Raw genomic sequence first — 23475 nt, 5'->3', positions numbered from 1 at the left:
CAATAACAAGGTAACAAGGAGTTTATTTTGAACAAGATGGTAAATTGCGCGCTGATGACGTTAGTTTTGTTAGGCGCGCCGTTAGTGGCACATGCTGAGAAAATTGCCGTAGTGGATATGGGCGCTGTGTTTGAACAGCTCCCACAACGTGAACAGATCTCTCAATCTCTGAAGAAAGAGTTTGGTGATCGCGTAGCTGATGTCCAAAAAATGCAAGAAGAAATGCGTTCTCTGATGGAGAAGCAGCAACGTGATGGTGCGTTAATGAACGATGCACAAAAAACTGAGCTGGTTCGTAAAATGGAATCGCTAAAATCTGAATATCAGTTAAAAGGCAAAGCATTGGATGAAGACCTACGTCGTCGCCAAGGTGAAGAGCAAAATAAACTGTTAGTTAAAGTGCAAAAAGCCATCAACACTATCGCTGAAAAAGACCAATATGATTTGGTATTACAACGTGGTGCTGTCATTTATGTTAAGCCTAACGCTGACATCAGTGGCAAAGTGGTTGAAGCCTTAAGCAAAGGCAAGTAATAGATGAATAGTGTGACTTTAAAAGAGCTATGCCTGTTATTAGACGGTGATATCCAAGGCGACGAAACGCTAATTATTAATAGTGTGGCGACCTTAGAAAATGCCAAGGCGGGTCAGATCTCTTTTTTAGCCAACAGTAAATACCGCTCTCAGCTTGAGGCAACTCAAGCGAGTGCGGTGTTATTGTCAGCTAAAGATGCGCAGGATTATCAAGGTACTGCGTTAATTGTAAAAGATCCATATGTCGGTTTTGCTCGTGTTGCTCAGTATTTGGACACTACACCCAAAGCGGCGGTGGGTATCCATCCTTCGGCACAAATTGATCCTTCAGCCCATTTAGGGGAAGGTGTCGCTATTGGCGCGAATGCTGTGATTGGTGCGAACGTCATTTTAGGTGAAAATGTGCAGATTGGTGCCGGTGTTGTGCTGGGACAAGATGTGGTTATTGGCTCAAAAACACGTTTGTGGGCTAATGTCACCGTCTATCATGATGTGCATTTAGGACAGGATTGTATTATCCATTCGGGTGCCGTATTAGGCTCCGATGGTTTTGGTTATGCTAACGAGCGTGGTCAGTGGATAAAAATTCCGCAGACAGGTGGCGTGCGTATTGGCGATCGGGTTGAGATTGGTGCGAATTCAACGGTAGATCGTGGGGCATTAGGCCATACAGAGATCCACGACGGTGTGATTATTGATAACCAAGTACAAATTGCCCATAACGATATAATCGGCGAAAATACTGCTATTGCAGGCAGCACTACTGTTGCAGGCAGTGTCACTATTGGTAAATATTGTATTATTGGCGGTAGCTGTGCCATCGCAGGTCATTTGAGCATAGCCGATGGTGTGCATGTGTCTGGTGCTACCAATATCACCACTAATATGCGTGAGCCTGGTTTATACTCTTCCGCCACCGTGGCAATGGATAATAAACTTTGGCGTAAAAATACAGTTCGTTTCCGTCAGTTAGATGAACTGTTCCAGCGTGTTAAAACGTTGGAAAAAAATTTAAAAACACCAGATTAATTGCCCCAAGGCAATTTGAGGAACTCGGTTCGTGTCTAATCAAATGAACACTATGGATATTAAAGAAATACTTAAATATCTACCCCATAGATATCCATTCCTATTGATCGATCGTGTGCTTGATTACACTCCTGGTGTTAGTCTGCAGGCGATCAAAAACGTTTCAATAAATGAGCCATTTTTTCAGGGACATTTCCCGATACAACCTGTGATGCCAGGTGTGCTTATTTTAGAAGCGATGGCACAGGCAACTGGCCTGTTAGCCTTTAAAACGATGAGTAGTGATGTACCTCCACCAGGTGTGTTGTATTACTTTGCTGGTATCGATAATGCGCGTTTTAGACGTGTGGTTGAGCCAGGAGATCAAATTCATTTTGATGTCAAAATGATTAAAGAGCGCCGCGGGATTGGCGTTTTCTACGGTGAGGCCAAAGTGGATGGTGAAGTGGTTTGTTCCGCTGAAATCATGTGTGCCCGCAGAGAGATTAGTCAGTGATAGATACATTAGCGTTTGTGCATCCCGATGCAAAAATTGGCAATAACGTCACTATTGGCCCTTGGACCTATATCGGTGCGGGCGTCGAAATTGGTGATGATTGTTGGTTGAGTTCCCATGTGGTGGTCAAAGGTCCAACGATTATCGGCAAAGGGAATCGTATTTTTCAATTCGCCTCCGTTGGTGAAGAATGCCAAGACAAAAAGTACGCTGGCGAGCCGACACGACTGATCATTGGCGACAATAACGTCATCCGTGAAAACGTGACCATTCACCGCGGTACAGTTCAAGATAACAGTGAAACCCGTATTGGTTCGAATAACTTGTTTATGAACTATGTGCATATCGCCCATGACTGTGTGGTCGGCGATAATGTCATCATGGCGAATAACGCATCTATTGCAGGTCACGTGCATGTCGGTGACTGGGCGATTTTAGGCGGTATGACAGGTGTGCATCAGTTTGTGCATATTGGTGCCCATGCATTTACTGCTGGTTGTTCTTTAGTACTGCAGGATGTGCCTCCCTTTGTGATGGCAGCGGGTCAACCGACAGTGCCTCGCGGCTTAAACAGCGAGGGTATGAAGCGTCGCGGTTTTTCTAAAGAAAGCCAGTTAGCCGTGCGTCGTGCTTATAAGACCTTATACCGTAGCAGCTTAACGGTAGAAGAAGCGATTGAAGCATTAGCTGAAGATGCGCAGAACGATGAGCAAGTCAAATTACTGCTTGAGTTTGTAAAGTCATCGAGTCGCGGCATTATTCGCTAACTTGATGACCACATGACAACAAAAGGGCATTTATATGCCCTTTTGTATTATTGGTTTAAGCCTTTTTTGTGGTAGACGTAGTCGTTAAAAATGCGTTTATTCATCAATGCATTCGACCATAAATGAGCTTAGTCATTAATTGAATCATTAACTTAACATAAGTGTAGGCTTGGAACGATGCATTTTAGGTGCGGTTTACCTCTTCATCCAATGCCATTAATTCATGAGACGTGATTGGTTTATGAGCAATAAAACTCCATTAGTGTTTGCCATGGTTGCCGGAGAACTCTCAGGCGATATTTTAGGTGCAGGTTTAATGGCTGCGCTGCAAAAGACCCATCCCGATGCGCGCTTTGTCGGTATCGGTGGACCCCGCATGGAAGCCCTAGGCTTCAAATCCCTGTTTGCGATGGAAGAACTCGCAGTGATGGGAATCGTTGAAGTGTTATCCCGTCTACCTCGCTTATTAAAAGTGCGGTCATCCTTGATTAAAGAGATCACCGCGCTTAAGCCCGATTGTTTTATTGGTATAGATGCACCGGATTTTAATATAGGCCTCGAGCTTAAACTTAAAGCGTGCGGTATTAAAACCGTCCATTATGTGAGCCCATCCGTGTGGGCATGGCGCCCAAAACGTATATTCAAAATCGCGAAGGCGACCCATATGGTGTTGTCGCTATTGCCATTTGAGAAAGCTTTTTATGACAAGCATCAAGTACCTTGTACCTTTGTGGGTCATACCTTAGCGGATGATATTCCGTTGCGAAGCGATAAAGCGGCGGCGCGCCAGTTACTTGAACTCGATGCCGATGCAGAATATTTAGCGATTCTACCGGGATCCCGTGGTGGCGAGTTAAAGCAATTGGCCGAGCCTTTCGTAAAGGCGGCTTTACTGATTAAACAGAACTTCCCTGATATACGTTTTGTGACGCCGCTGGTCAATCAAAAACGCCGTGAGCAATTTGAGCAAGCGCTGAAGGATTTTGCACCGGATCTCGAAATTCATATGGTCGAAGGTCAGTCGCGCGAAGTCATGGCGGCTGCCGATGGCATTTTATTAGCATCTGGCACCGCGACGTTAGAAGCCATGTTGGTCAAGCGTCCAATGGTGGTGGCTTATCGTGTTAGCCCTATGACCTATTGGATTGCTAAGCGCATGATGCAAGTCGAGCGTTTTTCTTTACCGAATCTACTGGCTGGAAAAGATCTCGTCCCTGAGCTCATTCAAGAAGATTGCACCCCAGAGAAAATAGCTGCGGCGGTCACAGTCGAGTTAAATCGAGATTTTACGCCGCTCAAAGCTGAGTTTGATGCCCTGCACCAAGTGTTACGCCGTGATGCGAGCTTAAAAGCCGCTGAAGCGGTAATGGCACTGGTTGAGTCTAAACCAAGTCATGCTAAAACGCAGGAGGCTAACTAGTGGCAACTTTTAAAAGTTTAACTGACGCCGATTTGCTGACCTTTTCGACGGGTTTAATTGCTGGTGTGGATGAAGTCGGCCGTGGGCCTTTAGTTGGTGATGTGGTGACTGCGGCTGTGATTTTAGATCCAAACAAGCCCATCAGTGGTCTGAATGATTCCAAGAAACTCAGTGAGAAGCGTCGCGAAGCTTTGTTTGATGAGATTTGTGAAAAAGCCCTGTGTTATCACGTGGGCCGCGCAAGTCCTGCTGAAATCGATACGCTTAATATCTTGCATGCCACTATGTTGGCAATGCAGCGCGCGGTTGCTGGGCTTAAGATTGCGCCTGCGTTGGTGTTAGTCGATGGCAATCGCAGTCCGGCATTTGTTGCCCATAATGGCGTCTTACTTACCAGTCACTGCATCATTAAAGGTGATGGTTTAATTGCCAGTATTAGTGCCGCATCGATTATCGCCAAAGTGACGCGGGATCGTGAGATGGATGTGCTCGATGCTGCTTATCCGCAATATGGTTTTGCTAAGCATAAGGGCTATCCGACTAAGGCACATTTTGAGGCCATCGCCGAACATGGGGTATTTGACCAATATCGTAAAAGTTTCAAACCCGTCAAGGCATTACTGGGACTGTAAGCTGTGCTCCCAAGCTACCTGAAGATACGAGTTTCAGGTTGTTTGGGTATAAGTTCCCGTTATCCAGCAAAGTCACTGGCTCTGGCTGCGTGACTTTGTTAGTCTGCTTTCTAGTTATTGTTAACCTGCTATTCAAAGATAATCCTAATTATGTCCGATCCTCGTTTTGTGCATCTTCGTGTCCACAGTGACTTCTCTATGACCGATGGCGTGGCCAAGGTCAAGCCTATTTTGGCGCAGGTGGAAGCGCAGGGAATGGCCGCGGTCGCCTTGACTGACCAAAATAACTTTTGTGGTTTGGTGAAGTTTTACAGTGGTTGCCATGGTGCGGGGATCAAGCCGATTATTGGTGCCGATTTTTGGATGCAAGTGCCCGGATTTGAAGGCGAATTGTGCGCCTTAACCATTATTGCGATGAACAATGTCGGTTATCAGAATCTGACCCAAATTATCAGTCAAGCCTATTTGCGTGGCCAAGTGGCCGGCCGTGTAGTGATAGACCAAGAGTGGTTACTCACTTATAACGAAGGCATTTTGCTGTTATCGGGCGCCAAAGAAGGCGATCTGGGTAAGGCACTGCTCAAGGGCAATGGCACACAAGTCGAATCTTTATGCGACTTTTATCAGACCCATTTCACTGACCGTTATTTCCTCGAACTTATCCGCACAGGTCGCCCCGATGAAGAGCGTTATCTGCATATGGCGGTGGCCTTAGCGCAGGAGAAGGGCATCCCTGTGGTGGCCACTAATCAGGTGGTGTTTCTTAAACCCGAAGATTTTGATGCCCACGAAATTCGGGTGGCAATTCACGATGGCTTTACCCTTGCCGATCCTCGCCGACCTAAAAAATACAGTGAACAGCAGTATTTGCGTAGCGAAGAGGAAATGTGTGAACTATTCGCCGACATTCCTGCGGCGTTGTCGAACAGTGTCGAAATCGCTAAACGCTGTAATGTAACGATCCGTTTATACGAATATTTCCTGCCCAACTTCCCGACGGGCGATATGTCCATCGAAGACTTTCTGGTCGACTGTTCGAAGAAGGGTCTTGAAGAACGGCTCGAGTTTTTGTTCCCTGATCCTGAGGTGCGCGCCGAGAAACGCGGCGAATACGATGAGCGACTCGACATTGAACTTAAAGTGATCAACCAGATGGGGTTCCCCGGTTACTTCTTGATCGTAATGGAGTTCATCCAATGGGGTAAAGATAACGGTATTCCAGTAGGGCCTGGTCGTGGCTCGGGCGCGGGTTCACTCGTGGCCTATGCGCTTAAGATTACCGACTTAGACCCATTAGAATTTGACTTACTGTTCGAGCGATTCCTCAACCCAGAGCGGGTTTCTATGCCCGACTTTGACGTCGACTTTTGCATGGATAGACGTGATGAAGTGATCGACCATGTGGCCGAATTGTACGGCCGCGAAGCGGTATCGCAAATCATCACCTTCGGAACTATGGCAGCAAAAGCGGTTATTCGCGACGTTGGCCGCGTGCTGGGTCATCCCTATGGCTTCGTTGACCGAATTTCTAAACTCATTCCACCAGAACCTGGGATGACGCTGGCGAAGGCTTTTGAGGTCGAGCCAGCCCTGCAAGAATCCTATGATGCCGATGAAGACGTAAAAGATCTGATCGACATGTGTCGCAAGCTCGAAGGTGTGACGCGTAACGCGGGTAAACACGCGGGTGGTGTGGTGATTGCACCAACTAAAATTACCGATTTTGCGCCGCTCTATTGCGACGCTGAAGGTAAAAATCCAGTAACACAATTCGATAAAAACGACGTCGAAACCGCAGGTTTAGTTAAATTCGACTTTTTGGGTTTACGTACTTTGACAATCATCGACTGGGCACTGGAGATGGTGAACAAGGTCGAGGTCAAAAACGGTCGCCCACCTGTGCGTATCGAAGCGATTCCGTTAACGGATGCGGCATCTTTCCGCTTGTTGCAAAAATATGAAACCACAGCGGTATTCCAGTTGGAATCCCGCGGTATGAAGGATTTGATTAAACGTCTGCAACCCGACTGTTTCGAAGACATGATCGCACTGGTGGCATTGTTCCGCCCTGGGCCTTTGCAATCGGGCATGGTAGATAACTTCATCGAGCGTAAGCATGGGCGCGAGGAAGTATCGTATCCCGATTCTCAGTACCAGCATGAATCCTTAAAAGAACTGTTATCACCGACCTACGGCATTATTCTGTATCAAGAGCAAGTGATGCAGATTGCACAGGTGTTATCGGGTTACACCCTTGGCGGCGCCGACATGTTGCGCCGTGCTATGGGTAAGAAAAAGCCCGAAGAGATGGCCAAGCAGCGCAGTATCTTTAAAGAGGGCGCAATCAATAACGGTGTCGACGGCGACTTGTCGATGAAGATCTTCGACTTAGTGGAAAAGTTCGCCGGCTACGGTTTTAACAAATCTCACTCAGCCGCCTATGCGCTTGTGTCTTATCAGACATTATGGCTAAAAACCCATTATCCTTCGCAGTTTATGGCGGCGGTAATGTCGGCCGATATGGACAACACAGATAAAATTGTGACTTTGGTCGATGAATGTGAGCGTATGGGGCTACCGCTCATTCCTCCGGATGTGAACAAAGGCTTGTTCAAATTTACCGTCGATGATGATTTGCGCATCGTTTATGGCATTGGCGCCATTAAAGGCGTGGGTGAAGGTCCAGTTGAATCGATTTTAGAGGCGCGTAAAGATGGCCCCTTCGTGGATCTATTCGATTTCTGTGCCCGTATTGATTTGAAAAAGCTCAATAAGCGCGTGATTGAAAAGCTGATCTGCGCGGGCGCACTCGATACTCTAGGGCCGCATCGTGCGTCTATGATGGCAACCTTGCCAGAAGCGATTCGCGCCGCCGATCAACATGCCAAAGCCGAGGCGATTGGCCAACACGATATGTTTGGTTTGCTCAACAGTGAACCCGAAGACAGTAAGCAGCAGTTTGTCGAATGTACCCCATGGCCAGATAAAATTTGGCTCGAAGGCGAGCGCGAAACCTTAGGCTTGTATTTGACTGGTCATCCGATCAATCAATATTTAAAAGAGCTTAAGCATTACACGTCCGGTCGCTTGAAAGATGTGCATCCCACCGAACGCGGTAAAACTGCTAAGGCTGCGGGGTTAGTGGTGGCAACGCGAGTGATGCTGACCAAGCGCGGCTCGAAAATGGGCCTGTTGACACTCGATGATAAGAGCGCACGTCTTGAAATCATGTTGTTTACCGAAGCCTTTGAAAAATTTAATCATCTGCTGGAGAAAGACCGCATCCTCATTTGTGAAGGTGAGGTGAGTTACGATGATTTTGCCGGCGGCAACCGTATGACGGCGCGTAACATCATAGATATCAGTGAGGCGCGCAGCCACTTTGCCAAAGCGCTGGAAATTGATATGGATGGCAGCGAGTTAACGCCATCGGCGTTAGACACTTTCGAGCAAGCCCTAAGCCCGTGGCGTAACGGCGCTGTGCCTGTGGTGATCAATTACACTCAGGCTCAAGCCAAAGGCCAGTTTAGACTCGCCGATGTTTGGCGAGTGAATCCGACCGACGACTTGATGCTCTCGCTCGAATCGCTCCTCGGGCCAAACAAGGTGAGAATTTTATTCTAATGTTGGCGAATGTCTTAGGTGTAAACAGATGAAGTTAACTTATGTTGGCTAAGCTTGACGAAGCATTGACAGCTGGCGATCTCAGCGCGCATATCTGTGATTTTTTGGCTGCGCAATCCTTAGCGCCTGACAGCAAGTTAGTGCTGGCTTACAGTGGCGGAGTTGATTCCGAAGTCTTGGCCTTTGGTTTAAGCCAGTTTGCACGGCAACATCCGGAGTTTAATTATCAGCTAGTGTATGTACACCATGGCCTAAGCGATAACGCTGAGGCTTGGGCACGGCATTGCCTTGAGCGGGGCCTGTATTACGATCTGCCCGTGACGGTTGAGCGAGTCACGGTTAATCGTGGGCCAAGATTGAGCCTTGAAGCCGAAGCGCGCAAAGCGCGTTATCTGGCGATTGAGCGGCATTTAAGTGCCAATGATGTGTTGCTGACGGCTCACCATGAAGACGATCAGCTTGAGACTATTTTACTGGCGCTGAAACGTGGTCAGGGGCCGAAAGGGCTGGCGGCCATGGGACAAGTTCAAGCATTAGCACAAGGCAAACAACTGCGGCCGTTATTGGATATCAGCCGTGAGCAAATTGAAGCCTACGCGAAACATCAAGGCTTAGTGCATATCGAAGATGAAAGTAATCAAGACGATAAGTACGATCGAAATTTTTTACGTTTAGAAATCATTCCCCGCTTAAAAGCGCGTTGGCCGAGTATTGCGACAACTGCGAGTCGCAGTGCGGCATTGTGCGCCGAACAACAGGCGACGCTGGATTTACAGGTGAGTGAACGTTTACCTTTATGGTTAACCCAAGCGCCTTACCATACTCAAAGTGTATTCAAGCTTGATGGTTTTGCCGAACAGTCAGCCGACTGGCAAGCGTTACTCTTACGTGGCTTTATTGAATCCCAAGGTTTTGCTTTGCCCTCAAAGGTGCAGCTTAAGCAAATCATCACTCAGCTTCTTAACGCGAAAGACGATGCTAAAGTGCATATTCGAGTGGGTGAGTGTGAAATCCGTCGCTTTGCTAATCAAGTCTATTTATTCAAGTATCAAACTCACAAACGTCACACTCAGCCTGTGAGTTGGACCTTGCCACAGCATGACTTTATTTCTTTATTACAGGGAGATAGTACCGAATTAGTCGTGTCGCCTGCGGGCTTAGCGAATGGTGAGCAGATTAGGCTGATAGTGACAGAACAAGGTCCCAGAGTCCGTTTACCTTGGCCTGATGAAGTGGTCAGTGTGCGTTATCAACTTGCGGGACAATTTCGCTGCCACCCGCATTCTCGGGGTAAGGGGCGAGAATTAAAGAAACTGTGGCAAGAGTTTGCCATTCCGCCTTGGGTACGCGAAAAGGTGGGGTTTGTGTTTTATGGCGAGCAACTGGTGATGGCAATTGGACTGTGGGTTGAAAAGGGCTTTATTGTTGAGTCGAATGGACTTGGTTTACAGGTGTTTGTTGAGGAAGCAAAGGAATTCTAGTCGAGAGTTAATCTTGGAATATTGGTGTGTTCTAGGAAAGCGAGAGGAGAGTGGAACGCAGCGCGTCAGTTTGATTTAGACCTTTATGGGGTACGCGCTGCGAGTGAGTTATCGCATTTCATTTGGCATCCCTGCGCGTGTTAAACTAATTGATTTTGGCTGAGTTTATAGCAGTTACGTCCGGCGGCTTTGGCTTGATAAAGCGCCTTATCGGCAAGTTCATAAAGTTGTTCGGCTTCAATGGTATCGTGTGATTCTGCCGCCCCTAAACTACAGCTCACCCCAAATTGATTGAAACTACTGTGCTGATTGATTACCGAGACAATCCGTTCACATAACAAGCCAGCCGCATGAATATTGCCTTGGACAATAATGACGAATTCATCACCGCCGATACGGAATGCTTGATCCGTATTACGTATGGTCGCACGTATGATGTCGCCAAATTCCTTCAGAATATAATCACCGCATTTATGGCCGAATTTATCATTTAGCTGTTTAAAGTTATCTAAATCGAGCACTATGAGTGCGACAGAACCTTGTTTTCTATGGGCTCTGGCGGTCGCATTGCTGATACTTTGACTGTAGTAATGGCGATTGCCTAAGCCAGTGAGCGAGTCAAACATAGCTTGCATCGACATTTCTTGATATTGCAACGCATTTAATAAAGGTTGCAATAACAGCGGTTCAATATCCTGTAAGTTTGAGGTTTGTGATGGCGTAAATGGCGTCACCAGTTGGTACTGAATCGTTAATGGCATTCCTGCACACATGAGCTGTCGTTTGACGCTGATACCATAACGTTTGCCCCAGCTGAATTTGTGCTCGCCATAGGTTAAGCGCACGCCTTGGATCGGCAAGTGTTGTCCCAGCACTTTGCCATAGCAGGCAAAGACTGTCCTAGGATCTAAACTGGCGTGCAGTTGTTGGATCACTTGTATTAAGTCCAATGGATTATCATTGGGACTATAATGTTCTGTTTGATAGCGATATTCGTCGGGATACAGCTCGGTCGCTAGGCCAAAGTCCATAATCATCACTCCAGCAAATGTTAGTGCGATACATCTCTAACCTAGTCTAAGCAAATACCGTGCCGCAATATTTGTTAATAAAATTTGTCTTTGTTAGTCATTCAGTTAAGCTTAAAACTGAGAGTTAGATTTTTTGACACGTCAGCATTTTGACAGGAGTCATAGCCCCAATGGAACATAGCTTTTTAATCCAAGTATTACTTATGCTCGTGATTGCCATTGTGGCCATTGCTGTGCTGCGCCGTTTGGGCCTACCCGCAATTCTGGCTTATTTACTCACAGGGGTAGTGAGTGGCCCAAGTGGTTTTCACTGGTTTACCCAGCATCAAATGCAATCTGTTGCCGAGCTTGGCGTTGTGCTGCTGATGTTTACCTTAGGCTTAGAGTTCTCTGTGCCGCGGCTGTGGGCCATGCGCCGCACTGTATTTGGCTTAGGCAGTGCGCAGATGGTGATCACGACCCTGTTGACTATGGGCGTGGCCCTATTGTGCGGCCTGAATTGGGTTGAAGCCTTGGTTATCGGTGCTGCCATCGCGTTGTCATCTACTGCTATTGTCCTCAAATTACTCAATGAACAGGGATGGCTGAGGCGCCGCCACGGTGAACTCTCCGTCAGCGTGCTTTTGTTCCAAGATTTAGCGGTTGTGCCGTTGTTGATCCTATTGCCATTATTGGCCAATGGTGGCGAACCTTTGATGGTCGCGGACATCGCCTTTGCCTTGCTTAAAGGCATATTGGCTTTTTTCCTCTTAATGGCGTTTGGTAAGTGGGCGTTGCCGCGGATATTTGATGAGGTTGCGCGTTCTCGCTCCAATGAGCTGTTTGTATTATCGACCTTAGTCGTTGCGCTTGTCACAGGGGCTTTTACTCAGTGGCTAGGATTATCTATGGCGCTGGGGGCATTTATGGCGGGTATGCTGCTGGGAGAAAGCCAGTACCGCCGCCAACTTGAGGCGGATATACGACCGTTTCGCGATCTATTGATGGGACTGTTTTTCATCTCCATTGGCATGATGCTGGACTTTACCTTAGTGATGCGTTTCTGGTGGCAGATACTGCTGATCTTAGTGGCGGTTGTGCTAGGTAAGGCGCTGATCATTCATGGCATTTTAAGATTAGTAGGCGAGCCCTTTCGAATTGCGATGAGTACGGCTATGAGCTTAGCTCAAGTGGGGGAGTTCAGTTTTGTGGTATTGGCTTTAGCGGTCAACTATCAACTTTTAAATAATGAGATCAGTACCATATTAGTCATGGTCGCCGTGCTTTCCATGGCAATAGCTCCTTGGTTAGTTCGTCATAGTGTGGATATTGCTAAGTGGGCGCTGGGGATCCGTCAGGCAAAGCATGTGGATGAAGCTGTGCCATTGATGATGGATGATCATGAGCTGGTGATGATTTTTGGTTACGGCCGAGTAGGACAAACCATTGCCCGTTTTTTAAAAACTGAAGCTGTACCTTATCTGGTATTGGATCTCGATCCAACGCGTGTCACTGAAGCGCGTCGTGCTGGCGAACCTATTTATTTCGGTGATGTGTGTAAACGGGCAATTTTAAAACAAATGGGCGTTAAACAGGCCAAGATGATCGTTATCACTTTTTGTGAGTCACGTAGTTTAGAAGAAGTCTTACCTTTATGTAAGTTATTGGCTCCAGAGGCTAAAATTTTAGTTAGAACTAAAGACGACAGCGATCTAGACTTGCTTAAAAAGGCGGGAGCTAATCAAGTGATCCCTGAGTCTTTAGAGGGGAGCTTGATGTTAGTATCGCAGGTATTACACCAATGTGGTGTGCCATTGGCACGGATCCTAAAACGGCTAGAATCTGAGCGGCGCAATCATTATCAATTTTTACACGGCTTCTTTTCCGGCACAGAAACTGATTTTACTTTAGAGTCATTGCATGCGGTGGCATTACCGCGTGGGGCTGATGCGATTGGTAAAACCGTTGCCGATATCTTGTGGGAAACACTGAAAGTAGAGCTAAGGGCGATTCGTCGCAATGGCGCTGAAGTGGAACATCCTGAGCAGGACTGGGTTTTTCGTGCAGGGGATATCTTACTGATAGTGGGTAAACCACGACGACTTGAGAAAGCTGAGGCTAAGCTCTTACATGGCTAAAGGCCTGAGGTTCACTCTTTTGAGATGGATGAAAATACAGATATAAAAATGCCGACATAGTGTCGGCATTTTTGTCTGGAACTTGTTAACTTAAATTAGACAAAGTCTAATTACAGAATAACTACGTTCGCAGCTTGAGGACCTTTTTGGCCTTGTTCGATGTCAAAAGAAACCTTTTGACCTTCAGCAAGAGTTTTAAAGCCTTCTGAAACGATTGCGCGGAAATGAACGAATGCGTCAGCGCCACCATTGTCAGGAGAAATAAAACCAAAACCTTTATCTTCGTTAAACCATTTAACTACACCAGTAGTTTTAGACATGAATGTCTCCAAAATTTTCAAACAAATAATTCGCAATTATGCGGTATGTTAGCCAGAAATAGAATTATTTACATTGATGATAAGTTATGAGTGGAAAGCTTCATGACAGCAAAAAAAATATTACAGGCGTAGCGAAGGTTTTCAAATACATAATATTGCTTATAAATAGGTCTGAATCACAGGCCGGAGTGCAGATTAACATACTCTAGGGGTTTGTATAGTTTTATTTTTAAATACCTCTCATATTGAAACTGCTTTTTTGCGACTTATTGAGTGCGGAATTAGATATAACTATTAATATTCAATCGTTTATATTGTATTTTTGATTGTTGTCTAGTGTGAAAATATTTTTTATGTTTGCCACGACTGACTTGCGATTAACCTTTTAATCCGTTCCATTAGGCTTAAATGCGGCTTGTATGCTTAGGTAAGGATTCTGTCATGATTCGTTACGTTATTGAATTGTTGCTTATTTGTGGTTAATGGTATTCTCGTCATCCAATAAAAACGTGCTTGAGCTATGGATTCAGGGCGATAACTTTAGATTGAATATAATAAGAATGGAGAATGACGTTGAAAACAGTACTAAAACGGATTGGACTCGGCAGCTTAGTCTTAGTGCTGTTATTAGTGGCGCTGGCCGCCCATGAATGGTTTGCGAAAAAGCCGTTTTTCTTTCGCGCATTTCTAGACCGCAGTGTGGTCAAGATGGCTTTCGAAAGCCCTGAGACCTTAACCTCATTGGGTTTCTTGGAATCGGTAGGGATTACAGGCCATAACGCCGAGTTGGATGACGATAGTCCAGAGGCGATGGATAAGACTTTCGCGCAAGTGCGAGATCTGCATGAAACCTTATTGAGCTATTCCGATACGGATTTAGATGAAAATCAACGCATATCCAAGGATATAGCCTTATATCTTGCCGATTTCGCATTGGTCTCTGAGCCCTATCGTTACCATAACTATCCGCTGAATCAGTTGTTTGGCGTGCAAAACGGGTATCCAAGCTTTATGCAGGCGCAGCACCAAGTGCATTCTGTGGGCGATGCTGAAAACTATCTGTCGCGTTTACAAAAGGTGAAACTTAAGTTTGCGCAAACTCTCGAAGGCTTAAAAATTCGTGAGGCTAAGGGGATTATCCCGCCAAAGTTTGTGATTGAGCGTGTTCTGACCGAGATGAATGAGTTTGTCGCAACGCCGATTCAAGACAATATCCTATACAGTTCATTTAAAACCAAATTGGCTGACACGGATATCAGTGCCGATGAGCAAGCACGGTTATTGGCAGCGGCGGAAGCGGACATTAAAGGTTACGTGCATCCAGCGTATCAATTATTTATCGACTACCTTACCCAGCTACAAGCCAAAGCTGGGACGGATGATGGTTATTGGGCGCTGCCAAATGGCAACCTTGCCTATGAGCAAATGCTGAAGTTCTTTACGACCACTAATTACACTGCGGACGAAATCCATGCCAAAGGGGTCGCTGAGGTAGATCGCATTCAAAATGAAATCATGACTATTTTAGCCGCTGAAGGTTACGATGTGGGCCAAGGTTTCTCGGTCGCGATTGAAGCATTAGCCGCCGATCCTAAGTTTTACTACGAGGATAGCGATGCGGGTAGGGCGCAAATTTTGGTTGATTATCAACATATTCTTGATGAAGTGAATGCGGGACTCGGTGATGCCTTTCGTATTCGACCCGAAGCGGGCATGGAAGTGGTGCGTATTCCTGAGTTTAAAGAGAAAACGGCACCGGGTGCCTATTATCAGCAACCCGCGATTGACGGTAGTCGTCCAGGGCGTTTCTATGCCAATTTATATGACATCAAGGCCACGCCTAAATACGGTATGCGCACTTTAGCCTACCACGAGGGGATCCCTGGGCATCATTTCCAAATTGCGGTGGCGATGGAGTTAGAAGGTATGCCACTTATTCGTAAGATGGCGCCTTTTACGGCGTACATTGAAGGTTGGGCTTTATATAGCGAACGTTTGGCGTGGGAACTTGGTTTTCAAAAGGAACCCTTTGATAATATCGGTCGTCTGCAGGCAGAGTTGTTCCGCGCTGTGCGTCTAGTGGTAGATACGGGTATTCACCATAGCCGTTGGACTCGCGAGCAAGCGATTGACTATATGAAGAAAAATACTGGCATGTCCGATCGCGATGTCACGGCTGAGATTGAGCGTTATATCGTTATGCCAGGTCAAGCGACGGCTTATAAAGTCGGTATGATGAAAATTCTCGAACTGCGCGAAAAAGCCAAGTTGGCCTTAGGTGATAAGTTCGATCTCAGGGATTTCCACGATGTAGTTCTGAAGAATGGTGCAGTTCCTTTGGATATCTTAGAAACATTAGTCGATCGCTACATTGCTGATAAAAAAAGTGCTGATACAAAAAATGCTGAGGCCAAAGCCACAGACGCTAAAGCGCAAGTTTAGCATTTGGTTATAGCAGTTAACGCTCACTCATTGATAATAATTGATATTTATCAATTGCTTTTCTCTCGATAAAGCCCATACCCTGTCTGCGAATAAGTGTGTTCTCTTATCTTGCAGGCAGGGTGGGTTTATCGATAGAGGCTATCATTCTGGCTTTCGGCCAAGGCTTTCAATACAATCCCACACAACTTATTGATAAATGTCGCGCGGCAATGGCTTGCTATTGCTCGGAGTTGATATTTTTAGTTTCAAGGTTTTTACATGAATCGCTTGTCCCCCCAAGATCCTATCCAATTGACTCGAACCACTATTGAGTCATTATTCACGCCGCCAACCTTAATGCGCGCCCGTGATTATGTGATGAAAGGACGGGTGTTGAGCGCCAAAGCGAACGCCGATTTTCGTCATATTGAAGGTCGTGTCATGGGGACGGAATCCCAGCCCTATCGGCAGGATATTCGCCTTGTCAGCATGAACCATAAGTTGATCATGAATGGCTTCTGTTCATGTCCCGCCACTGGGCATTGCAAACATATTGCTGCCGTACTTTACAGTTTATTGAGTGATAGAACCGTTGAAGATCAACGTATTGCTCAGTGGTTACATCTGCTAGACGAAAGTGATGATCTCACGGTTTCAAATGTCGATTTACTCTACGACGATCGCGTGCTCTACGTATTATCTAAAGATGATAATGGTGTGTTTCTTGAGCTAAGAAAAGGCAAGTTAGCGAAGAATGGCGGCTATAACAAAGGCTCGAAAATCGCTTTGTCTGACGTGCAATATTACATGCCCGCTTGGATTGGCGCTGAAGACGTGCTCATCATCAATCTCATCATGTCAACCCGTCGCCACGGGGCCTCGCGTCTGTATCTTAAAGCTCAGTTAGGTGCCATGGCACTGGAAAAAATGCTCGTCACTGGGCGGTGTTTTTGGGAGGAGAGCCGTTTACCGCTCACCCGAGGTGAAGCGAGCAAGCCTGAATTCATTTGGTTAGATAAGGATGCCGAGCATAAACAAATGCAGTTAAGGCTGCCCAATAAAGACAATTGGGAGCTTATCCCCTGTGAGCCACCGACTTATATCGATTTAGATTATTTTAAAGTGGGCGCATTGGACACTGAGATCAGTGTTGAAAAGCTGTTATTACTCAGTCAGATGCCTCCAGTGCCTAGCTCACAGATTGAACTGGTGAGCCACAAACTGATTAAGCATTTTTCGGCGAAAACGGTACCTACGCCTGCTTTGATTGATTTTGTCGAGCTGCAAGTGCCGCTTCAAGTTAGGTTGACCTTAACCTCGCAGGATTTACCTGAGTTTGCTATGGCGCAGCCATTAGTGCTGTTGGAATTTGTCTATCAAGACGTGGTGCTCGGCGGCCAATATCCCGACGAGCCCTTGTCCTTAGTCACTCATCAAGGCAAAACCTATCAAGTCGTGCGTCAACTCGATGCGGAAATGGATGCGATTAATCGTTTGATGGCATTGGAACTGGTGGAGCTGGCGCCTTCTTTTATCCCTAACAGTGGCAGCTATATCAGTATTTGGGGGTTAGGTTCACTGCCTGAAACGATTGATGCTTGGTTGCACTTTATTCAACAGGAAATCCCGGCGCTAGAGGCTTTAGGTTACCAAGTGCATTTTGCCGACAATTTCAGCTTAAATGTCATTGAGACTCCGCTGGCGATTGAGCTGGATGATACGCAAGAGGGTTGGTTTTCTCTGTCACTGAATGCTGACATCGATGGTCAAATAGTGCCTATGCTGCCCTTAATTGCCACTTGGCTTAAGCAGTACGGTGAGCCCGCCGATGATGCAGAACTGCTGTTACCCAGCCCAAATGGTGATTGGTTAAAAGTCAAAGCCAGCGTGATTAAGCCGCTGATCAGCATTATTTTAGAACTATTCGATAGCCACAAAGGCAATAGCGTGTCTTTGCCTAAATACCGTGCCCACCTATTAAATGATTTTGCCGACAGTGATATTCGTCTGCTTAATGGTGAACGAGTGCGCAGTTTAGCGACTAAGCTCGAAAATTTTAACGGTGTGTTAGAGGTCGCAGTCCCAGACAACTTAAATGCTGAGTTACGTCAGTATCAACAGCAAGGGTTGAATTGGCTCTGTTTCTTAAAGGAATATCAGCTTGGCGGTATTTTGGCCGATGATATGGGGCTGGGTAAAACCATTCAAACCTTGGCTTTTTTACTTAAGCAGCAAGAACTAAAATCCACGGTGGCAAGTTGTTCACCGAGTTTAATTATTTGCCCAACGAGCTTGGTGGGCAATTGGGCGAAAGAAGCCGCGAAATTTGCGCCATCGTTAAAGCTTGTCGTCATTCATGGCGCCTTGCGTAAGCCTTTGCTCGAACGCTTAAATGAGTTTGATATTGTGGTGACGACCTATCCGCTGATCGTGCGCGACAGTGACTATTATCAACGGCAGGTGTTTGAACATATAGTGCTGGATGAAGCACAGCAGATAAAAAATGCGCAGGCGAAAGTGACTCAAGTGATTAAAGATCTTAAAGCGCCGTTTAGATTGTGCCTGTCGGGTACGCCGCTTGAAAATCATTTGGGTGAACTTAAGTCTTTGATGGATTTTTGTTTGCCCGGACTACTCGGCACGAATGTTTTTTTAACAAATCCTTTAGGCACAAAATTGAACGTTATGGCGATATGGAGCAAGCGCAAATCTTGAGTCAACGGATTGCGCCTTTTGTGCTGCGTCGAACCAAAGATGAAGTGGTCGGTGAATTACCCCCTAAAACCGAAATCTCCCAGAGCTTAGAGTTAGAAAAAGATCAGCGAAATCTCTACGAGAGTATTCGACTGGTGATGGAGAAAAAACTGCGGGATTTATTTGCCACTCAAGGCGTTGGTAGCAGTCATATTGAGTTTCTCGATGCCTTACTTAAGCTACGCCAAGCCTGCTGTGATCCGCGTTTGGTGAAGTTAGAGCAAGCGCAGAAAGTGAAGAATAATGCTAAGTTAGATTGGCTGAAACAGAACTTACCAGAAATGGTGCAAGAGGGGCGTAAGATATTGATTTTCAGCCAGTTCACTAGCATGCTCAGCTTGATTGAAGCTGAGCTGGTGGACTTGGGGCTCGATTACAGTAAGCTCACAGGACAAACTCGCCTACGCCAAGCGCAGATAGATAAGTTCCAAGAGGGCGATACGCCTGTGTTCTTAATCAGCTTAAAAGCGGGCGGAACTGGGCTTAATCTCACCGCGGCGGATACTGTGATCCACTATGATCCCTGGTGGAATCCGGCGGCGGAAAAACAGGCTACGGATAGAGCCCATCGCATCGGCCAAGATAAGCCAGTGTTTGTCTATAAGCTGATTGCAGAAGGTACAGTAGAAGAAAAAATCCAAGAAATGCAGCAGCATAAGCAAAGTCTGGCGGACAGTATTCTCGAAGGTAAAGGCAAGGGCACATGGCAAGGAAGCGCCGATGAACTGTTATCGCTCTTTAGCTAAATCGTGGCCAGTTTTCTAAATTGATTGAATCATTTGACTGAGGTGAACCATGCAGTACCAAGTCGACACTCATACTCATACTGTGGCTTCGAGCCATGCTTATAGCACGATTCATGACTACTTAGCGGTGGCAAAGCAGAAGGGGATTCGCCTATTTGCTACCACAGATCATGGGCCTGCGATGGCCGATGCGCCGCATTTTTGGCACTTTGTGAATTTAAGAGTTTTGCCGCGTATGGTTGATGGCGTCGGGATTTTGCGGGGTATCGAAGCCAATATCAAAAATATCGACGGCGAGATTGATTTCTTTGGTGATTATTTAAAGCAGCTCGATATTGTGCTCGCAGGATTTCATGAGCCCGTCTATCCTCCGTCAGATAAAGCGACTCACACAGAGGCCATGATTAATGCGATTAAGAGCGGCAAGGTTGATATTATTACTCATCCGGGAAACCCAGCCTATCCAATTGATATTGAAGCCGTTGCCCGCGCCGCTGCCGAATACGGTGTGGCGCTCGAAATTAACAATTCCTCCTTTGAAGTGTCCCGTAAGGGCAGCGAAGCCAATTGCACTGCGATTGCCAAAGCGGCCAAGGAATTTGGCACGATTTTAGTTATGGGCTCTGATTCTCACGTGGCTTTTAGCTTAGGCGGTTTTGCGCGGGCGCAAGCGATTATCGATGAAGTGGCTTATCCGCCATCACGATTACTCAATCGTAGTCCTTCAGCACTCTTAGCCTTTTTAGCCGCCCGTGGCCATGAAACCGTTGCTGATTTGATCCCCTTATTCAGTGACGATGAGCCATGCTGTTGATTAGTGATGAAAATAGTGGCAACTAAAGTGACGCCACTTCAATGCGGGGCGGCGAGTGCCACAGATGCTAACATTCCTCAAGTGGTGTTAATCACTGGCGCTAAGAGTCAGCTCGCTCAGGCCTTGCTGAGAGTCGCTGCCGATATTGGCGAGCTAGCCCTAAATAGCAGCACAAGTACAAACTCAGTCGCACCAATTAAGCTTTATGCGCTAAGTCGCAGTCAGTTAGACATTACCGATGCCGCCAATATTGCCGCCGTATTTGATCAATATCGACCAAGCTGGGTGATCAATTGTGCGGCCTATAATGCGGTCGACGCAGCTGAGCATGATGCAATCGAAGCTAATCGCGTGAATGCACTCGGCCCTGAGTTATTGGCGCAGCAATGTTGGCTGTCGGGGGCGGGCTTACTGCATGTGTCGAGCGATTATGTGTTTGGTGGTCATGCTGTTCGTGATGTTAGAGAAACTGGCGTTGAGCAGTATCAAAATCCAGACTCAGCTTCAAATCATTTACCAAGGCCATTTGTTGAAATTGATGCTCCCGAGCCGTTGTCTGCTTACGGTACGAGTAAGTTGCTCGGCGAGCAGAAGGTATTGGCGGTTCTGGGCGAGGATGCAACGATTGTGCGTACCTCATGGCTCTACGGTCAAGATGGGCATAATTTTGTCCAAACCATGCTGAACTTGATGCGCACTCAACCAAGCTTGGAGGTGATAGTCGATCAAATCGGCTGTCCGACGTGGAGTGATGCACTCGCTAAGGTGATTTGGCAATTAGTCATGCAACAGTGCTCGGGCGTATTTCATTACAGCGCCCAAGGCCAATGCAGTTGGTATGAATTTGCCTGTGAAATCCAGCGACAAGCCCTAGCGCTCAATCTGTTAAGTCAACCTGTGGTTATCCAGCCGATTACCAGCGCTCACTATGCTAAACAAGCATTAAATCGCGGCGTGAGTTTGGCAAAAAGACCGAGTTATAGCGTGTTGAATAGTGCCAAAGTGCAGTCCACTTTGGCTGTCAATACCTTACTGACCATGCCTGATAACGTCGTATGGCAAGATTGGCGTCAGCAACTGAATTGCATGTTGCGACGCTATTATGACGACAATTAACGTGACTCACATTTGGGGTTAGGCAGCTTTAATCAGGCGTTAAGCGTTTACATCATCGTAGTGATTAACGCTTTCGAAAACAATAAGCCCGCCAATAATCAGATTTAAGCGACGGCTTTAGACTATCAATATGAAACATAGGCTGTGAATACGAATGCAGCTGGACTTAAGCCTCTTCTCAGCGCCAATGGCTTGCCTTAGTATCGTAATCACTTTGTTTATCTGTGGTTTTGTGCACCGCGGTTTAAGCTGCGAGTCTTAGTCTATTTTGCTTGATGTATGATGAATTTGTTCTAAATTCCCCTTGGATGACAATGGCATAATGCCAAGATATTTTACGCATTAAGGAAGTTTCAGTGACAGACAAGACGACAATAGCGCAGACATTAACCAAACAAGATCTACTGCAAGTGGTCGCGATTGCCAAAGCCGCAGGCGATGCCATTATGACGGTTTATGGTCAAGATGACTTTTCGGTGAGCCATAAGGGGGACGATAGCCCTGTGACGGCCGCCGATTTAGCCGCGCACCACGTGATAGTGGCGGCATTGGCAAAGCAGTTTGTCGGTATTCCTATTATGTCTGAGGAAGCGGCGGATATCGCGTGGGACGTGCGTCGTCAATGGCAAACCTATTGGTTGATTGATCCTTTAGATGGCACTAAGGAATTTATTAAACGCAATGGCGAGTTTACCGTCAATATTGCGCTTATCCATCAAGGGGTTGCTATCGCAGGTGTAGTATATGCGCCTGTGCTCGATACGTATTATTACGGCGCTAAACATTTAGGTGCGTGGCGCCAACAAGCGGGTCAAGAGAGTCCCTTATTGGGCGCCAACACGCCACGCGAAATGCCGATGATTGTCGGCAGTCGCTCGCACTTGAGCCCTGACTTAGCGCAATATTTACAACAGTTTGGTGAGCATGACATCTTAAGCGTGGGTAGCTCGCTTAAGTTTTGTATGTTGGCAGAAGGCAGTGCCGATCTGTACCCCAGACTGGGTCCTACCAGTGAGTGGGATACCGCAGCGGCGCAAGCTGTGCTCGAAAGTGCAGGCGGCACAGTTGTCTGTTATGACTCAGGTGAACCATTAACTTATAATCAAAAACCTGACATTTTAAATCCTTACTTTATTGCCACAGCTCCTGGCTGGGTAAAATAACGATTGCCTAGAATCAATCTCACTTGATGAAAGGGCAAGCTAAACACTGGAGTAGTAATTCATGATGCGCATGGGCGTCGATTTAGGCGGAACAAAAATAGAATTAGTCGCACTGAGTGATGAGGGCAATGAGCTATTTCGCAAGCGTGTGACGACGCCACGTGACTATCAGGGCACGCTTGCTGCGGTGGTTGATTTAGTTAAGGAAGCGGAAGCGACTCTTGGCGAAAAAGGCACTGTCGGCGTGGGTATTCCAGGTGTGGTATCGCCCTATTCAGGTTTAGTCAAAAATGCTAACTCGACGTGGATCAATGGTCAGCCCCTCGATGTACATTTAGGGGAATTGTTGCAGCGTGAAGTGCGGGTTGCCAATGATGCAAACTGTTTTGCGGTATCAGAGGCGGTCGATGGGGCAGCCGCTGGCGCTTCTGTGGTGTTTGGCGTGATTATTGGTACTGGCTGCGGCGCGGGTGTGGCAATTAACGGCAAAGTTCACGGTGGTGGTAATGGTATCGGCGGTGAATGGGGTCATAATCCTTTGCCTTGGATGACTAAGGAAGAGTTCAATACCACCCGTTGCTTCTGTGGTAATCCCGATTGTATCGAGACCTTTATCTCTGGCACTGGCTTTGTGCGTGATTATAATGCGGCTTTGACGACGGCGGGTACAGTGCGTGCTCCTGCCAAATCAGGTGCCGATATTATGTTGTTAGTCGATGGAGGTGACGCCATTGCGGTTGCTGCGTTTGATCGTTATATGGATAGACTCTCACGTTCACTCGCCCATGTAATCAATATGCTCGATCCCGATGCCATAGTGTTGGGCGGCGGAATGTCGAATGTCGCGGCGATTTACCCAAGATTACCGGCATTGCTGGCCCATTATGTGGTGGGGCGTGAGTGTCATACGCCTGTTGTGCAGAATCTATACGGTTGTTCATCGGGAGTGCGCGGTGCCGCTTGGTTGTGGGAAAAGTGATCCATTATTGAGGATATAAACTCCACCA

General features: G+C 46.8%; 16 protein-coding genes and 1 pseudogene. 15 read left to right on the top strand and 2 right to left on the bottom strand.

The window, feature by feature from the left end:
* Nucleotides 1–36 precede the first annotated feature (36 nt).
* The 8 genes from AAA952_RS00830 (at nt 37) to tilS (ending at nt 9983) form a co-directional block, all read left to right on the top strand.
* Entirely contained in the window at nt 37–534 is a 498-nt protein-coding gene (locus tag AAA952_RS00830) for an OmpH family outer membrane protein (protein ID WP_028760600.1), read from the top strand.
* Between the two features lie 3 nt (nt 535–537).
* Entirely contained in the window at nt 538–1563 is a 1026-nt protein-coding gene (gene lpxD, locus AAA952_RS00825) for a UDP-3-O-(3-hydroxymyristoyl)glucosamine N-acyltransferase (protein ID WP_105249717.1), read from the top strand.
* A gap of 31 nt (nt 1564–1594) precedes the next feature.
* On the top strand, nt 1595–2059 hold the full coding sequence (gene fabZ, locus AAA952_RS00820; protein ID WP_006080990.1) for a 3-hydroxyacyl-ACP dehydratase FabZ: 465 nt from the start codon (nt 1595–1597) through the stop codon (nt 2057–2059).
* Nucleotides 2056–2826 carry an acyl-ACP--UDP-N-acetylglucosamine O-acyltransferase gene (gene lpxA, locus AAA952_RS00815; protein ID WP_028760598.1) on the top strand — a complete coding sequence of 257 codons (771 nt, stop codon included), beginning with the start codon at nt 2056–2058 and terminating at the stop codon, nt 2824–2826. Before fabZ ends, lpxA begins: the two co-directional genes overlap by 4 nt.
* A gap of 241 nt (nt 2827–3067) precedes the next feature.
* Nucleotides 3068–4246 carry a lipid-A-disaccharide synthase gene (lpxB, locus tag AAA952_RS00810; protein ID WP_338253562.1) on the top strand — a complete coding sequence of 393 codons (1179 nt, stop codon included), beginning with the start codon at nt 3068–3070 and terminating at the stop codon, nt 4244–4246.
* Nucleotides 4246–4878, top strand: a complete 633-nt coding sequence (gene rnhB, locus AAA952_RS00805; protein ID WP_338253560.1) for a ribonuclease HII — start codon at nt 4246–4248, stop codon at nt 4876–4878. The genes lpxB and rnhB overlap by 1 nt, the downstream gene beginning before the upstream one ends.
* A 150-nt stretch (nt 4879–5028) precedes the next feature.
* On the top strand, nt 5029–8502 hold the full coding sequence (gene dnaE / locus AAA952_RS00800; RefSeq protein WP_338253558.1) for a DNA polymerase III subunit alpha: 3474 nt from the start codon (nt 5029–5031) through the stop codon (nt 8500–8502).
* Between the two features lie 41 nt (nt 8503–8543).
* Nucleotides 8544–9983, top strand: a complete 1440-nt coding sequence (tilS, locus tag AAA952_RS00795; protein WP_338253556.1) for a tRNA lysidine(34) synthetase TilS — start codon at nt 8544–8546, stop codon at nt 9981–9983.
* 140 nt (nt 9984–10123) lie between these two features.
* Here tilS and dgcS read toward each other — a convergent pair whose 3' ends face one another.
* Complete coding sequence (gene dgcS, locus AAA952_RS00790) at nt 10124–11014, bottom strand: diguanylate cyclase DgcS (protein ID WP_338253554.1); 891 nt, start codon at nt 11012–11014, stop codon at nt 10124–10126.
* 170 nt (nt 11015–11184) lie between these two features.
* Between dgcS and AAA952_RS00785 the strand changes: the two genes are divergently transcribed.
* Nucleotides 11185–13131, top strand: coding sequence for a monovalent cation:proton antiporter family protein (locus AAA952_RS00785; protein ID WP_212600036.1), 1947 nt, complete (start codon nt 11185–11187; stop codon nt 13129–13131).
* Nucleotides 13132–13241: 110 nt separating this feature from the next.
* Here AAA952_RS00785 and cspE read toward each other — a convergent pair whose 3' ends face one another.
* On the bottom strand, nt 13242–13451 hold the full coding sequence (gene cspE, locus AAA952_RS00780; RefSeq protein WP_006080998.1) for a transcription antiterminator/RNA stability regulator CspE: 210 nt from the start codon (nt 13449–13451) through the stop codon (nt 13242–13244).
* 567 nt (nt 13452–14018) lie between these two features.
* Between cspE and AAA952_RS00775 the strand changes: the two genes are divergently transcribed.
* The 6 genes and pseudogenes from AAA952_RS00775 (at nt 14019) to mak (ending at nt 23447) form a co-directional block, all read left to right on the top strand.
* A complete protein-coding gene (locus AAA952_RS00775) occupies nt 14019–15893 on the top strand; it encodes a DUF885 domain-containing protein (protein ID WP_338253547.1) in 1875 nt (624 codons plus the stop codon).
* A gap of 261 nt (nt 15894–16154) precedes the next feature.
* Nucleotides 16155–19375 (top strand): annotated as a pseudogene (locus AAA952_RS00770) (DEAD/DEAH box helicase).
* A gap of 49 nt (nt 19376–19424) precedes the next feature.
* The gene (locus AAA952_RS00765) at nt 19425–20189 is read left to right on the top strand and encodes a phosphatase (RefSeq protein ID WP_028760589.1); all 765 of its coding nucleotides are present in this window, start codon (nt 19425–19427) and stop codon (nt 20187–20189) included.
* 6 nt (nt 20190–20195) lie between these two features.
* Nucleotides 20196–21305, top strand: coding sequence for a dTDP-4-dehydrorhamnose reductase (gene rfbD / locus AAA952_RS00760; RefSeq protein ID WP_263165836.1), 1110 nt, complete (start codon nt 20196–20198; stop codon nt 21303–21305).
* 356 nt (nt 21306–21661) lie between these two features.
* Complete coding sequence (gene cysQ / locus AAA952_RS00755) at nt 21662–22468, top strand: 3'(2'),5'-bisphosphate nucleotidase CysQ (protein WP_263179491.1); 807 nt, start codon at nt 21662–21664, stop codon at nt 22466–22468.
* A 61-nt stretch (nt 22469–22529) separates the two neighbouring features.
* The gene (gene mak, locus AAA952_RS00750) at nt 22530–23447 is read left to right on the top strand and encodes a fructokinase (RefSeq protein WP_263165840.1); all 918 of its coding nucleotides are present in this window, start codon (nt 22530–22532) and stop codon (nt 23445–23447) included.
* The last annotated feature ends 28 nt before the right edge of the window (nt 23448–23475 follow it).

Origin of the sequence: Shewanella sp. M-Br (genome assembly GCF_036245925.1) — a bacterium.
GTDB classification, from domain to species: domain Bacteria; phylum Pseudomonadota; class Gammaproteobacteria; order Enterobacterales; family Shewanellaceae; genus Shewanella; species Shewanella oncorhynchi.
Note: the sequence above shows the minus strand (reverse complement) of the source record. Positions and strands in the feature narration are given on the sequence as shown.

What these genes read in the sequence shown, in the direction of transcription:
- cspE (WP_006080998.1), bottom strand. Translation starts at nt 13,451, where the DNA reads ATGTCTAAAACTACTGGTGTAGTTAAATGGTTTAACGAAGATAAAGGT.
- AAA952_RS00785 (WP_212600036.1), top strand. Translation starts at nt 11,185, where the DNA reads ATGGAACATAGCTTTTTAATCCAAGTATTACTTATGCTCGTGATTGCC.
- lpxD (WP_105249717.1), top strand. Translation starts at nt 538, where the DNA reads ATGAATAGTGTGACTTTAAAAGAGCTATGCCTGTTATTAGACGGTGAT.
- tilS (WP_338253556.1), top strand. Translation starts at nt 8,544, where the DNA reads ATGTTGGCTAAGCTTGACGAAGCATTGACAGCTGGCGATCTCAGCGCG.
- AAA952_RS00830 (WP_028760600.1), top strand. Translation starts at nt 37, where the DNA reads ATGGTAAATTGCGCGCTGATGACGTTAGTTTTGTTAGGCGCGCCGTTA.
- AAA952_RS00765 (WP_028760589.1), top strand. Translation starts at nt 19,425, where the DNA reads ATGCAGTACCAAGTCGACACTCATACTCATACTGTGGCTTCGAGCCAT.
- AAA952_RS00775 (WP_338253547.1), top strand. Translation starts at nt 14,019, where the DNA reads ATGACGTTGAAAACAGTACTAAAACGGATTGGACTCGGCAGCTTAGTC.
- dnaE (WP_338253558.1), top strand. Translation starts at nt 5,029, where the DNA reads ATGTCCGATCCTCGTTTTGTGCATCTTCGTGTCCACAGTGACTTCTCT.
- rfbD (WP_263165836.1), top strand. Translation starts at nt 20,196, where the DNA reads ATGAAAATAGTGGCAACTAAAGTGACGCCACTTCAATGCGGGGCGGCG.
- lpxB (WP_338253562.1), top strand. Translation starts at nt 3,068, where the DNA reads ATGAGCAATAAAACTCCATTAGTGTTTGCCATGGTTGCCGGAGAACTC.
- mak (WP_263165840.1), top strand. Translation starts at nt 22,530, where the DNA reads ATGATGCGCATGGGCGTCGATTTAGGCGGAACAAAAATAGAATTAGTC.
- dgcS (WP_338253554.1), bottom strand. Translation starts at nt 11,014, where the DNA reads ATGGACTTTGGCCTAGCGACCGAGCTGTATCCCGACGAATATCGCTAT.